Annotated in this window: 10 protein-coding genes, 7 tRNA genes and 3 rRNA genes; 19 read left to right on the top strand and 1 reads right to left on the bottom strand. The window is 50.9% G+C overall.

The window, feature by feature from the left end; all coding sequences use genetic code 11:
- Positions 1-7 precede the first annotated feature (7 nt).
- From BBI15_RS00835 to BBI15_RS00885, 11 genes are all read left to right on the top strand, one after another.
- Positions 8-688: a KinB-signaling pathway activation protein gene (locus tag BBI15_RS00835; protein WP_068871396.1), complete on the top strand. Its 681-nt coding sequence runs from the start codon at positions 8-10 to the stop codon at positions 686-688.
- Positions 689-1140: 452 nt separating this feature from the next.
- Positions 1141-2691, top strand: a 16S ribosomal RNA gene (locus BBI15_RS00840).
- Positions 2692-2877: 186 nt separating this feature from the next.
- Positions 2878-5810: ribosomal RNA gene (locus tag BBI15_RS00845) — 23S ribosomal RNA — on the top strand.
- Positions 5811-5876: 66 nt separating this feature from the next.
- A 5S ribosomal RNA gene (gene rrf / locus BBI15_RS00850) occupies positions 5877-5992 on the top strand.
- Together the 16S, 23S and 5S rRNA genes with 7 tRNA genes alongside form the textbook arrangement of a ribosomal RNA operon.
- 43 nt (positions 5993-6035) lie before the next feature.
- Positions 6036-6108, top strand: a tRNA-Thr gene (locus BBI15_RS00855).
- Positions 6109-6165: 57 nt separating this feature from the next.
- Positions 6166-6240: transfer RNA gene (locus BBI15_RS00860), tRNA-Glu, on the top strand.
- Positions 6241-6245: 5 nt separating this feature from the next.
- A tRNA-Val gene (locus BBI15_RS00865) sits at positions 6246-6321 on the top strand.
- 30 nt (positions 6322-6351) lie between these two features.
- Positions 6352-6435: transfer RNA gene (locus BBI15_RS00870), tRNA-Tyr, on the top strand.
- A gap of 16 nt (positions 6436-6451) precedes the next feature.
- A tRNA-Gln gene (locus tag BBI15_RS00875) sits at positions 6452-6526 on the top strand.
- Positions 6527-6538: 12 nt separating this feature from the next.
- Positions 6539-6611 (top strand) — tRNA-Lys (locus BBI15_RS00880).
- 24 nt (positions 6612-6635) lie between these two features.
- Positions 6636-6708, top strand: a tRNA-Ala gene (locus tag BBI15_RS00885).
- A 62-nt stretch (positions 6709-6770) separates the two neighbouring features.
- On the opposite strand, the gene BBI15_RS00890 is transcribed toward BBI15_RS00885, so the two are convergent.
- Positions 6771-7850, bottom strand: a complete 1080-nt coding sequence (locus BBI15_RS00890) for a citrate synthase/methylcitrate synthase (protein WP_068871398.1) — start codon at positions 7848-7850, stop codon at positions 6771-6773.
- 102 nt (positions 7851-7952) lie between these two features.
- Here BBI15_RS00890 and BBI15_RS16595 point away from each other — a divergent pair, with 102 nt between their 5' ends.
- The 8 genes from BBI15_RS16595 (at position 7953) to BBI15_RS00925 (ending at position 14121) form a co-directional block, all read left to right on the top strand.
- Positions 7953-8231, top strand: a complete 279-nt coding sequence (locus tag BBI15_RS16595) for a LysR family transcriptional regulator (protein ID WP_237150890.1) — start codon at positions 7953-7955, stop codon at positions 8229-8231.
- A gap of 9 nt (positions 8232-8240) precedes the next feature.
- Positions 8241-8834, top strand: coding sequence for a substrate-binding domain-containing protein (locus BBI15_RS00895; protein WP_257785649.1), 594 nt, complete (start codon positions 8241-8243; stop codon positions 8832-8834).
- 70 nt (positions 8835-8904) lie between these two features.
- On the top strand, positions 8905-9471 hold the full coding sequence (locus BBI15_RS00900; RefSeq protein WP_068871400.1) for a GNAT family N-acetyltransferase: 567 nt from the start codon (positions 8905-8907) through the stop codon (positions 9469-9471).
- Positions 9472-9538: 67 nt separating this feature from the next.
- Complete coding sequence (gene rocF / locus BBI15_RS00905) at positions 9539-10447, top strand: arginase (RefSeq protein WP_068871402.1); 909 nt, start codon at positions 9539-9541, stop codon at positions 10445-10447.
- Between the two features lie 272 nt (positions 10448-10719).
- A complete protein-coding gene (gene sigW / locus BBI15_RS00910; protein ID WP_068872649.1) occupies positions 10720-11283 on the top strand; it encodes an RNA polymerase sigma factor SigW in 564 nt (187 codons plus the stop codon).
- 12 nt (positions 11284-11295) lie between these two features.
- Complete coding sequence (locus BBI15_RS00915; RefSeq protein WP_068871403.1) at positions 11296-11931, top strand: anti-sigma factor family protein; 636 nt, start codon at positions 11296-11298, stop codon at positions 11929-11931.
- 356 nt (positions 11932-12287) lie between these two features.
- On the top strand, positions 12288-13124 hold the full coding sequence (gene cdaA, locus BBI15_RS00920) for a diadenylate cyclase CdaA (RefSeq protein WP_068872650.1): 837 nt from the start codon (positions 12288-12290) through the stop codon (positions 13122-13124).
- Positions 13117-14121: a CdaR family protein gene (locus tag BBI15_RS00925; protein ID WP_068871405.1), complete on the top strand. Its 1005-nt coding sequence runs from the start codon at positions 13117-13119 to the stop codon at positions 14119-14121. The genes cdaA and BBI15_RS00925 overlap by 8 nt, the downstream gene beginning before the upstream one ends.
- Positions 14122-14185 lie beyond the last annotated feature (64 nt).

Raw genomic sequence — 14185 nt, forward strand, 5'->3', positions numbered from 1 at the left:
AATATACGTGACTATACGAAATTGGGTTAAGTTTGCATTAACTGCATTATTGATAGGCGGAGGAATTACCGGGCTTCTCGGCATTTTCATCCGCTGGAACGATGTTTTCGCCGAAGCTGCGCAAAACGGGCAATGGGGAGAATTCATTGCGGGCTTTGTGTGGATGATCGTCGTCGGTCTCACGATGAGCTTGATTGCGCAGATGGGTTTCTTCGCCTATTTGACGATTCATCAGTTCGGCCATAATATGTTCCGTTCGCTGCGGCTATGGAATTGGGTACAGCTATTGATCATCGGCATCGTCATCTTCGACTTGATTGCGTTCCGTTTCCTGCCGAACGTCGAAACGGGCGGGCAAGGGTTCCTATATGGAACACTGCTATTTATTTTATTGGCAGTTTCGTTTGCAACGGCGTATTTCAAAGCCAAATGGACAACGAAATCGGCCTTCATTTCAGCGCTGTTCTTCATGATTGTCGTGACGACCTTGGAATGGCTGCCGGCGTTGATGGTAAGAGCGGGCAATGTGGATAGCTGGGTAACCTTGTTATTGTTCCCGTTGCTGGCAGTGAACGCTTACCAACTTCTCGTCTTGCCGAAATACAATGAGAAGTCTGAGGAAGACCGTTTGAAACTAGAAGCGCGCCGTGCTGCACGTAAAGCACAAACAGCTGAAGGGAAGAAATGATTTTTCAGAAAAGTTCCGCTTTCTGCCTTCAAGGCAGAAGGCGGATTTTTTTGTTCGGCAATGCGTTTTATTGAATCATCAGAAACGCTGTGCCTATAAGGTTTAAGCCTGCTCGCCAAGTGATTTGAAGGAACCCGAAAGTTCTTTTGAAAAAAGTTCGCTAAATGCGTTGACATATATTTAAACATGCTTTAATATAATAAAAGTCGTCAGGAACGACAGCAAACATGAACCTTGAAAACTGAACAGCAAAACGTCAACGAAAGACGTCACAAGCGCCTTGGCGCGCGAACGGCTTTTGCGATGGTCGCCCTTGGGCGATCGGAGCAAGCAGCCATTCCAAGCTTTGGTGTTTGTGACTTAACTACTGATCAGCGTATGCAGATCAAGCGAATCGCGCGTCTTTCGAGACGGCGATGCGCCAGCAACTATTGAGCAATCAATACTACTCTATAATGGAGAGTTTGATCCTGGCTCAGGACGAACGCTGGCGGCGTGCCTAATACATGCAAGTCGAGCGGAACCATTGGAGCTTGCTCCTTTGGTTTAGCGGCGGACGGGTGAGTAACACGTGGGCAACCTGCCCTGCAGATCGGGATAACTCCGGGAAACCGGTGCTAATACCGAATAGTTTGTGGCCTCTCATGAGGCTGCACGGAAAGACGGTTTCGGCTGTCACTGCAGGATGGGCCCGCGGCGCATTAGCTAGTTGGTGGGGTAACGGCCCACCAAGGCGACGATGCGTAGCCGACCTGAGAGGGTGATCGGCCACACTGGGACTGAGACACGGCCCAGACTCCTACGGGAGGCAGCAGTAGGGAATCTTCCGCAATGGACGAAAGTCTGACGGAGCAACGCCGCGTGAGTGAAGAAGGTTTTCGGATCGTAAAACTCTGTTGTGAGGGAAGAACAAGTACCAACTAACTACTGGTACCTTGACGGTACCTCACCAGAAAGCCACGGCTAACTACGTGCCAGCAGCCGCGGTAATACGTAGGTGGCAAGCGTTGTCCGGAATTATTGGGCGTAAAGCGCGCGCAGGCGGTCCTTTAAGTCTGATGTGAAAGCCCACGGCTCAACCGTGGAGGGTCATTGGAAACTGGGGGACTTGAGTGCAGAAGAGGAAAGTGGAATTCCACGTGTAGCGGTGAAATGCGTAGAGATGTGGAGGAACACCAGTGGCGAAGGCGACTTTCTGGTCTGTAACTGACGCTGAGGCGCGAAAGCGTGGGGAGCAAACAGGATTAGATACCCTGGTAGTCCACGCCGTAAACGATGAGTGCTAAGTGTTAGGGGGTTTCCGCCCCTTAGTGCTGCAGCTAACGCATTAAGCACTCCGCCTGGGGAGTACGGCCGCAAGGCTGAAACTCAAAGGAATTGACGGGGGCCCGCACAAGCGGTGGAGCATGTGGTTTAATTCGAAGCAACGCGAAGAACCTTACCAGGTCTTGACATCCCGCTGACCGCCTTGGAGACAAGGCTTTCCCTTCGGGGACAGCGGTGACAGGTGGTGCATGGTTGTCGTCAGCTCGTGTCGTGAGATGTTGGGTTAAGTCCCGCAACGAGCGCAACCCTTGATCTTAGTTGCCAGCATTCAGTTGGGCACTCTAAGGTGACTGCCGGTGACAAACCGGAGGAAGGTGGGGATGACGTCAAATCATCATGCCCCTTATGACCTGGGCTACACACGTGCTACAATGGACGGTACAAAGGGTCGCAAACCCGCGAGGGGGAGCCAATCCCAGAAAACCGTTCTCAGTTCGGATTGCAGGCTGCAACTCGCCTGCATGAAGCCGGAATCGCTAGTAATCGCGGATCAGCATGCCGCGGTGAATACGTTCCCGGGCCTTGTACACACCGCCCGTCACACCACGAGAGTTTGTAACACCCGAAGTCGGTGGGGTAACCCTTATGGGAGCCAGCCGCCGAAGGTGGGACAGATGATTGGGGTGAAGTCGTAACAAGGTAGCCGTATCGGAAGGTGCGGCTGGATCACCTCCTTTCTAAGGATAATATCGGAACCGAACTTCGTTCGGGTTGACGTTTTGCGTTCAGTTTTGAAGGTTCACTCCGCAAGGATTGGCTTTCAGACTTGTTCTTTGAAAACTGGATAGATCGACATTGATTAAGAAACAAGCATCAAGTAGCGTGATCGCCTCAAGCGATCGACTTATTGTTTGACCTTCAGTGGTTAAGTTAATAAGGGCGCACGGTGGATGCCTTGGCACTAGGAGCCGAAGAAGGACGGCACTAACACCGATATGCCTCGGGGAGCTGTAAGTGAGCTGTGATCCGGGGATTTCCGAATGGGGAAACCCACTGTTCGTAATGGAGCAGTATCCATGTGTGAATTCATAGCACATGAGAAGGCAGACTCAGGGAACTGAAACATCTAAGTACCTGAAGGAAGAGAAAGCAAATGCGATTCCCCAAGTAGCGGCGAGCGAAACGGGAACAGCCCAAACCAGAAGGCTTGCCTTCTGGGGTTGTAGGACACTCTATACGGAGTTACAAAGGAATGGATTAGGCGAAGCGACCTGGAACGGTCCGCGAGACAGGGTAAGAGCCCCGTAGCTGAAAGTGCATTCCCTCCAGAGTGGATCCTGAGTACGGCGGAACACGTGAAATTCCGTCGGAATCCGGGAGGACCATCTCCCAAGGCTAAATACTCCCTAGTGACCGATAGTGAACCAGTACCGTGAGGGAAAGGTGAAAAGCACCCCGGAAGGGGAGTGAAAGAGATCCTGAAACCGTGTGCCTACAAGTAGTTAGAGCCCGTTAATGGGTGATAGCGTGCCTTTTGTAGAATGAACCGGCGAGTTACGATTGCATGCAAGGTTAAGGTGAGAAGCCGGAGCCGCAGCGAAAGCGAGTCTGAACAGGGCGAATGAGTATGCAGTTGTAGACCCGAAACCAGGTGATCTACCCATGTCCAGGGTGAAGGTAAGGTAACACTTACTGGAGGCCCGAACCCACGCACGTTGAAAAGTGCGGGGATGAGGTGTGGGTAGCGGAGAAATTCCAATCGAACCTGGAGATAGCTGGTTCTCTCCGAAATAGCTTTAGGGCTAGCCTCAAGATAGAGAATCCTGGAGGTAGAGCACTGTTTGGACTAGGGGCCCATCCCGGGTTACCGAATTCAGACAAACTCCGAATGCCAGTGATTTATGCTTGGGAGTCAGACTGCGAGTGATAAGATCCGTAGTCAAGAGGGAAACAGCCCAGACCACCAGCTAAGGTCCCCAAATATCCGTTAAGTGGAAAAGGATGTGGCGTTGCTTAGACAACCAGGATGTTGGCTTAGAAGCAGCCATCATTTAAAGAGTGCGTAATAGCTCACTGGTCGAGTGACACTGCGCCGAAAATGTACCGGGGCTAAACGGATTACCGAAGCTGTGGATGGACATCTGAGATGTCCGTGGTAGGAGAGCGTTCTAAGGGCGGTGAAGTCAGACCGGAAGGACTGGTGGAGCGCTTAGAAGTGAGAATGCCGGTATGAGTAACGAAAGACGGGTGAGAATCCCGTCCACCGAATGCCTAAGGTTTCCTGAGGAAGGCTCGTCCGCTCAGGGTTAGTCGGGACCTAAGTCGAGGCCGATAGGCGTAGACGATGGACAACAGGTTGATATTCCTGTACCACCTCCCCGCCGTTTGAGTAATGGGGGGACGCAGAAGGATAGGGTGAGCGTGCCGTTGGTTGTGCACGTCCAAGTTGTGAGATGAGAAACGAGGCAAATCCCGTTTCTGTATACATCAAGCAGTGATGGCAAGAGGTTTGACCTCAGAGTCCCTGATTTCACACTGCCAAGAAAAGCCTCTAGCGAGGCGGGAGGTGCCCGTACCGCAAACCGACACAGGTAGGCGAGAAGAGAATTCTAAGGTGAGCGAGTGAACTCTCGTTAAGGAACTCGGCAAAATGACCCCGTAACTTCGGGAGAAGGGGTGCTCTGGTAGGGTGAATAGCCCGAGAGAGCCGCAGTGAATAGGCCCAGGCGACTGTTTAGCAAAAACACAGGTCTCTGCAAAACCGTAAGGTGACGTATAGGGGCTGACGCCTGCCCGGTGCTGGAAGGTTAAGGGGAGTGCTTAGCGCAAGCGAAGGTGCGAACCGAAGCCCCAGTAAACGGCGGCCGTAACTATAACGGTCCTAAGGTAGCGAAATTCCTTGTCGGGTAAGTTCCGACCCGCACGAAAGGCGTAACGATCTGGGCACTGTCTCAACGAGAGACTCGGTGAAATTATAGTACCTGTGAAGATGCAGGTTACCCGCGACAGGACGGAAAGACCCCGTGGAGCTTTACTGTAGCCTGATATTGAATTTTGGTGCAACTTGTACAGGATAGGTAGGAGCCAGAGAACCCGGAGCGCCAGCTTCGGGGGAGGCGTCGGTGGGATACTACCCTGGTTGTATTGAACTTCTAACCCACAAGCCTAAGCGGCTTGGGAGACAGTGTCAGGCGGGCAGTTTGACTGGGGCGGTCGCCTCCTAAAGAGTAACGGAGGCGCTCAAAGGTTCCCTCAGAATGGTTGGAAATCATTCGCAGAGTGTAAAGGCACAAGGGAGCTTGACTGCGAGACGGACAGGTCGAGCAGGGTCGAAAGACGGACTTAGTGATCCGGTGGTTCCGCATGGAAGGGCCATCGCTCAACGGATAAAAGCTACCCCGGGGATAACAGGCTTATCTCCCCCAAGAGTCCACATCGACGGGGAGGTTTGGCACCTCGATGTCGGCTCATCGCATCCTGGGGCTGTAGTCGGTCCCAAGGGTTGGGCTGTTCGCCCATTAAAGCGGTACGCGAGCTGGGTTCAGAACGTCGTGAGACAGTTCGGTCCCTATCCGTCGCGGGCGCAGGAAATTTGAGAGGAGCTGTCCTTAGTACGAGAGGACCGGGATGGACACACCGCTGGTGTACCAGTTGTTCTGCCAAGAGCATCGCTGGGTAGCTATGTGTGGCCGGGATAAGTGCTGAAAGCATCTAAGCACGAAGCCCCCCTCAAGATGAGATTTCCCATTGCGCAAGCAAGTAAGATCCCTCAAAGACGATGAGGTAGATAGGTTCGGGGTGGAAGCGTGGCGACACGTGCAGCTGACGAATACTAATCGATCGAGGACTTAACCAACCAACTGAAACGCACGTTTCCCCCAATGTCGATTTATCCAGTTTTGAGCGAACAAGCTCAAAAAAGTCCAGTGATGATGGCAAAGAGGCCACACCCGTTCCCATCCCGAACACGGAAGTTAAGCTCTTTTGCGCCGATGGTAGTTGGGGGTCTCCCCCTGTGAGAGTAGGACGTCGCTGGGCAATTTTCTTTTTTTTACTTTGTACCGAGATTTCCTTTTACCTTGCTTCCATAGCTCAGTAGGTAGAGTGCTTCCATGGTAAGGAAGAGGTCACCGGTTCGAGCCCGGTTGGAAGCTTTTGATTCTTTAAAGTTTCTTTACATCGGAAACTATTTTCTTTATAATTTTTTGTACGGCCCCTTGGTCAAGCGGTTAAGACACCGCCCTTTCACGGCGGTAACACGGGTTCGAATCCCGTAGGGGTCACCATTCATGGAGGATTAGCTCAGCTGGGAGAGCATCTGCCTTACAAGCAGAGGGTCGGCGGTTCGATCCCGTCATCCTCCACCATGTGTCCATTTCGGATGTTAATCGAATAAAGGTGGGGTAGCGAAGTGGCTAAACGCGGCGGACTGTAAATCCGCTCCTTCGGGTTCGGCAGTTCGAATCTGCCCCCCACCACCAGTTTTTTATCTTGTTTTGGGGTATAGCCAAGCGGTAAGGCAACGGGTTTTGATCCCGTCATGCCCTGGTTCGAATCCAGGTACCCCAGCCATTTTTTTATTTTGAGCCATTAGCTCAGTTGGTAGAGCATCTGACTTTTAATCAGAGGGTCGAAGGTTCGAATCCTTCATGGCTCATTTATCTTTGCGCATTTTTCGCGCGGGGCCTTAGCTCAGCTGGGAGAGCGCGACGCTGGCAGCGTCGAGGTCAGGGGTTCGAGCCCCCTAGGCTCCATTGTTCCATGTGCAATCCATGTGTAAAAACCCCGTATCCATTCAATTGGATACGGGGTTTTTTTAGTTTCCGATATATTCGGATTGCGGCCGGAAAATTACGTTATCTTGCTGTTGCTCAATGGCATGGGCAGTCCAGCCAACGATACGTGCGATGCTGAAGGTGGGCGTGAATAGTTCGGGCGGCATTTGGATAGAGCGCATGATAGCGGCTGCATAGAATTCTACATTTGTGTGAAGGGCCCGGCCCGGTTTTCGTTCATTCAATAACTGGGTGATTTCATTTTCCGCTATGACTGCAAGATTCAGCCAGGGACCATCTTGTTGCAACTGCCGACACTTCTCACGGAGCAAAATAGAGCGTGGATCTTCTGTCCGGTATACGCGGTGGCCAAACCCCATGATTTTTTCGCCTCGCGCGAGTTTTCGCTCCACCACAGGTTTTATCTTTTCAGGAGATTGTATTTCATCAAGCAATTCAAGCACACCGGATGGGGCGCCACCATGCAAGGGGCCTTTCATGGTGCCAAGAGCGGAAACAATGGCAGCGCTTAAATCGGATTCGGTGGAAATGGTGACGCGGCTGGCGAAAGTGGATGCATTCATGCCATGTTCCATCGTTAAGTTCAAGTAGGTTTCCAGAGCTTCAGTTTGTGCATGTGTCGGTACTTGCCCATTGATCATCCATAGATAGTTTGCGGTATGGCCAAGGTCGCTTCTTGGCGCGACGAATTCCTGTCCGGTGTTCAGCCTGTATAGAAGAGCAGTCATTACCGGAAGGGCAGCAGTCAGTGCAATGGCTTGTTGTTGAATCGCCAATTCTTTGAATTCGGCATGCTGGTATGCCGAGATGAGTGTGCGAATCCCATCCATTAATGAAGTCTCTTTAGGCAGGGTACGGGCGATGGCCATGAGGTAATCCGACAACTGCCGATAGGCGTTTAATCGTTCAGTCAAACTTGCGAGTTCTTCCTTGGAAGCATAGTGGCCATGCCATAGGAAGTAAGCGGCTTGTTCGAAACTTTTGCCTTCGATTACTTCACTGACTAATATCCCGCGGTAACGGAGTTCGCCTTTCTCCCCTTCGACTGATGAAATGGATGTTTGAACGGCGACAATGCCTTTGAGGCCTTTTTGAAACATGTGAATTCCTCCTTTTTCCATAGTATAAATTGCTTCTTTAATTATGAAAATTAAATATTTATAATTAAAATAATTAAAAAAACTAATTGAAGGAAGATGAATATGGAAATGCAATGGCTGCGGACTTTTGCCGATGCGGCGGAAACCTTGAATTTCCGTAAAACCTCCGAGCGCTTAATGTTGTCACAACCAAGCGTGACGGTGCATATTCGGCAATTGGAAGAGTATTTAGGGATTCGCTTGTTTGATCGCGTCAAGAACCGTGTGGTGTTGACCGAGGAAGGGCACCATTTTAAATACCAGGCAGGCACATTGGTAAAGAAGTTCGATTCGACAGTGGATGAGCTCCACTCATTTGCCCAAGGCTACCGGCGACAATGAACCATCGCAATCTCCCCGTTGATGGCGGAGACAGTGCTGCCGTATATCCTGAATTCGTTTACGAAAGCGCATCCGGACCTTGAGCTGGTGATTCGCGTGGAAGAATCGAAAGCGATTGAGGACTTGGTGGAAAGCGGAGAAGTATCTGCGGGCATTTCCGCTTTGCTGCCGGTAAGCCGAGTGATCCACCATGAAGTGGTCTATGAAGATCCTTTGCTGCTCATTGTGCAAAGGGATGCTTATGATGATGAGCGGGGGCCGCTCGTTTCAGCGGAAGACATATTGGAGCGGCATTTTATCTTTACGCATCATCATCCCGTTTTTTGGGAAGAACTGCTGGTGAAATTGCGCGTACAGCTTCCTGGCATGCGCACAATGACGGTAACGCAGGCCCATATTGCGAAACGGTTCATCCAGGAAGGGCTCGGGGTTTCATTTTTGCCGAGGTCGATGGTGCGACGTGAGTTGATCGAAGGGCGCTTGATGGAAGTCCACTTCGATATGTTCCCGTTGCCCAGCGTTGCGACATATTTTTTGTCGCGTAACAGGGGCGAGCTTGAGGAAGATTTCCTAAGGCGTGTCCGATCGGTGTATTTCCAGTAAGGAACGAAGCGGCACTATATAGAGAGAATAGCGGATTTGCTGGTATACTGCAGATAAGGAGGGGATGGATATGTATATTGAACAGCGCAATATTCGGCTTCGTTTATTGAAACGTGAGGATTTTGAAGCGTTATGGGCGCTTTATACACCCGATATCTTCGAATACATGCTGACAAAGGTGGAACGTTTCGAAGATCTGGAGTCGTGGCTATCGGCGGGAATGAACCAATCCAATGTGCTGGTATTTGCCGTGGAACTTCCGGAAAGCGGCGAAATCGTCGGCACGACCCGCATTTATTCGATTGACGATACGAACAAAAGCTGTGAAATCGGGGCGACTTTCTATAGCGAAAAAGCACAGCGCACGCATGTCAATACGGCCGTCAAACATGCGCTGCTAGGCTATTGCTTCGAAGAGCGGGATATGATCCGCGTCCAGTTCAAAACCGATGCTGAAAATATCCGTTCCCAAAAATCGATCGAACGGATCGGGGCAGTGAAAGAAGGGCATTTGCGCAATGAACGGATCCGCTCGACGGGTGAACCGAGGGATGCGATTGTCTATTCCATCATCGACCGCGAATGGCCGGAAGTGAAAAAAACATTGGAAGATAAAATGAATAAATATTCGGAATAATGTAAGGTTGAGCCAAGAGAAGCTCAGGAGGTACAATGAATGTATCTTACTGAGGGGGTATAAAATAATGAATAAATTAAATGTTTCTATTATAGGTGTACCAATGGACCATGGGCAAATGCGCCGCGGTGTCGATATGGGGCCAAGTGCCATCCGTTATGCGGGGGTTGTGGACCGTATTGAAAACCTTGGGCACGAAGTAAAAGATGAAGGCGATATCCAAATCCGCAAAGCGGATGGCAAAGTGGATGAAAACACCAATTTGCGTAATATGGACGTCATTACGGAAGCGACTGAAGCTTTAGGCGAAACGGTTTCCGGAGTTGCGAAATCCGGCAATTTCCCATTGGTGCTGGGCGGCGACCATAGCATCGCAATCGGTACGCTTGCCGGCATTTCAGAGCATTACGAGAATTTGGGCGTCATCTGGTATGATGCGCATGCAGATATGAACACGAGCGAAACTTCGCCTTCAGGCAATATCCACGGCATGCCGCTTGCCGCGAGCTTTGGGCATGGCCATGAGAAATTGACGAACATCCGCGGCTATTCGCCGAAAGTGAAGCCGGAGAACATCGTCATCATCGGCGCGCGTTCTGTCGACCCAGGGGAACGCGAACTGATCAAAGAACGCGGCATCAAAGTGTTCAGCATGCATGAAATCGATAAATTGGGAATGGATCATGTCATGCAGGAATCGATCCGCTATTTGCGCGAAGAACGCAAAACGGATGGGGTGCATTTGTCGCTTGACCTTGATGGCATCGACCCGATGTATACGCCAGGTGTCGGAACGCCAGTCCCAGGCGGCATCAGCTACCGGGAAAGCCATTTGGCGATGGAAATGCTGTTCGACGCAGGGCTCATCACTTCGGCAGAATTTGTCGAAGTCAACCCGATCCTTGATGAAAAGAACCGCACGGCAGATGTGGCGGTCGCATTGATCGGTTCATTGCTTGGCGAAAAATTGGTATAAGAATGAAAGAGCTGTCCGGAATTTCCGGGCAGCTTTTTCTATTGCATGGGATGTATAAGGGATTAGGGATAAGGGTGTAGGACTGTCAGGTTGTACATTGCATGATTTTTAACAGCGAAATAATAAACTGATGAATTCATTCAAAGAACTGGAAATTGGCTGGTTTTTTCTGGACACGGTTTGATAGGATAGAGGAAGAGAGAAAAAAATGAAACTTTTTCAGAACTGGGCCGTATATAAAAGACAGCCGCATGGCGGAGGGAAATGAGATCATGGATGCGTTAGTGAATAAACGAATAAAACGAGTCATGAAGGGCGACCAGGATGCATTTGCCGAAATCGTGGAGCTGTATCAACATCAACTGTTCCAGATTTGCTACCGCATGCTTGGCAACCGGCATGAAGCGGAAGATATTGCACAGGAAGCATTTACGCGGGCCTACGTGAACATACACACTTTTGACCAGAAGCGTAAATTTTCGACGTGGCTTTACCGCATCGCCACCAATCTGTGCATTGACCGGATCCGCAAGAAAAAGCCGGATTACCATTTGGATGCGGAAGTCAAAGGTACGGAAGGCTTGAATATGTATTCGAAGATTGCCAATGATGATGAGCTTCCGGAAGAGGAATTGATGCGGATGGAAGTCCAGGAGCGGGTGCAATACGAAATAAGCCGCTTGCCGGATAAGTACCGGGCAGCGATTGTGTTAAAATATATCGAGGAATTGCCGCTGGCCGAAATCAGCGAAATCCTGGATTTGCCGCTGGGTACGGTGAAAACGCGGATCCACCGCGGGCGCGAAGCACTTCGCAAGCAATTGAGCAATTTGTAGGAGGCGAGCATGATGAATGCGTGTCCGGAAAAAGTCATTCGCATGATGGACGATTACCTGGACGGGGAAATCAGCCCATCAGAGGAAAAAGAGCTGAAAAGTTACTTGCAGAGCTGCAGCGACTGCAGAAAAATATATCAGGAACTGACCAAGACCATCGCCTTTGTCCAAAGTGCATCACATGTCCAGGCACCGCCGGATTTTGTGCAAAAGACGATGGCCGGCTTGCCAAAAGAATCGCAGCGTGTCGGCATTAAACGCTTTATGCGCCATCACCCGTTAATGATTGCGGCGGCACTTTTCGTCTTGTTGATGAGTGCAGCGATGCTGTCGAGCTTCAGCGACGACCAGCAATTTGCCTTTACCAAACAGGAGAACCTGGTGGTCGAAGGGCAGACGGTCGTGGTGCCCGAAGGCCAAACGGTAGTCGGGGATATAACGATCCGCAACGGCGATCTGCGCGTCGATGGCGAACTTGAAGGCGACGTAACGATCGTCAACGGCCAGTACATGGCATCGAGTGGCGTCATCAATGGTGAAATTGAGGAAATCGACCAAGCCTTCGAGTGGCTTTGGTATACGATCAAAGGGACATTCCAGGATGCCGTCAGCTTTTTTGGCGGCAATGACCAATCAATAGACGAGTAAAGCCCATCCATTCATTGGATGGGCTTTTTCAGTACAATCCGCTATGAATTATAAATTGGAATACCTTTTCAACATTTAGAATCAATGACCTATCTCAGTATTTGGAGAAGCGTTCGCTCGACTCCTGCGGGAAAAGCGGGTTTGAGAGACCCCGCAGACCGCGGTAGCGGATGAGGAGACTCGATTCCCGCCCGCGGAAAGTGAGTGATAAGCTTCGGAAAATACGATCTCTTGCCTTTCAGGACAATCTGGTAAAGCCCATCCATTCAATGGATGGGCTTTTTGCATGGGGGCAGATGTCTCGGGATATGGTATACTAAAAACTATATGTACATGGAGAAAAGCGAGGGTTGCAGATGCCTTTTTTGGAAAACTTCAATGACCAGACGCCGCTTCAGATGATCGTCAATGTGATCGACATCTTATTGGTCTGGTTCGTTATCTACAAACTTATCACTGTCATCAAGGGAACGAAGGCTGTCCAATTATTGAAAGGAATCTTCTTTATTATCATAGCGCGTCTTGTGACCCAGGCGCTCAACCTGGAAACGCTCGGCTGGATCATGCAGCAAGTGCTCGAATGGGGTTTTCTTGCGATCATCATCATCTTCCAGCCAGAGCTGAGACGCGCACTCGAGCAGCTTGGGCGCGGGAAATTATTCTCGAGCAGCACGCTCAATGAAGAGTCCGAGCGCAACCGCTTAATCGAAGCGATGAGCAAATCGGTCAGCTATATGGCGAAGCGCCGCATCGGGGCACTCATTTCAATCGAGCGTGAAACGGGGCTCAGCGAATACATAGAGACGGGCATTCCGATGAATTCGGACATCACTTCCGAATTGATGATCAATCTATTCATTCCGAATACGCCGCTGCATGACGGTGCGGTCATCGTCCAGAAGAACCGCATCGCTGCGGCCGCTTGTTATTTGCCGTTGTCCGAGAGCCCATTCATCTCAAAAGAATTGGGGACGCGCCACCGAGCCGCACTCGGCATCAGTGAAGTGACGGATGCGATCACCATCGTCGTATCGGAAGAGACCGGTGCGATCAGTTTGACGGCAAATGGCGACCTGCACCGCAATTTGTCGCTCGAGGACTTCGAAGTGAAGCTCCGCCGCATCTGGTTCGGTGCTGAACAACAGCAGGCGGCGACTTCCTGGTGGAATTGGAGGGGGAAAAAGAATGGATAAGATGATGGACAATCCGTGGTTTCTCCGGATCATGGCATTATTCCTGGCCTTTCTGCTCTTCTTTTCCGTCCAGACGGAAAACAACACGACCACGACCGAAACCGGAAGAGTGTCGGAAATGATTGAAGACGTGGAACTGCAAGTGTATTATGATGAAAGCTTGATGGTGAGCGGCGTGCCGGAAACAGTCGACCTGTATCTAAGCGGCCCCGCAAGCATCATCCAGACGACGCGACAGCTCGATGATTACACCTTGTTCATCGATTTGCGCAGCTTGCCGCTAGGGGAGCATCAAGTGCCGATCCAGACAGAAAACCTGTCGGAGCAACTAAGTGCCCGTGTGGATCCTGCATTCGTTAACGTCGTGCTCGAGGAGCGGGTGTCCCAGGAATTCAGTATTGACGCTGAAATGAACGAGCGCTTGCTGGCGGAAGGTTTTGTCCTGGACGGCTTGACCGTTGAACCGGATAAAGTCACTGTGACCGGCCCGCAAAGCGTCATCAACGCCATCAGCTTTGTCAAGGCGACGGTGACCGGTGAACCGGATATCAAGGAATCCTTCACTGCGGAAGCGCGTGTCCGCGTACTGGCAGAGGATTTGACGAAACTCGACAATGTCACGATCGAGCCGGAATCCGTGGCGGTCGATGTGACGGTAGAGGAATATAGCCGCGAACTGCCGGTGCGCATCGAGTCGACCGGTGATCCGCAGACGGGCATCACCATCAATTCCTGGACGCCTTCAAGCGAACAGGTGCGGGTTTTCGGGCCGCGCAGCGTAGTGGATGCGATGGAGGAATATGTCATCGAAGTGGAAGCGAACAGCGTCACGGCTACCGATACGACGCTGGATGTCGAATTGCCGATTCCCTCAGGTGCTTCGGGAGTATCTCCAGGCGAGATGCAAGTAGAAGCGGATACTTCAGTGGATGAATCTTTGATCGTCCCGGAAGAGTTGGAGAATCCGGAAATAGCCGATGGCAACGACGAGGAATGAAAATAGCTAAAAATGTAAAATTAGGTTAATATAAACAAATCATAATACAGAGTGATTGAAGGAG

Source organism: Planococcus plakortidis (assembly GCF_001687605.2).
In the GTDB taxonomy this organism is placed as follows: domain Bacteria; phylum Bacillota; class Bacilli; order Bacillales_A; family Planococcaceae; genus Planococcus; species Planococcus plakortidis.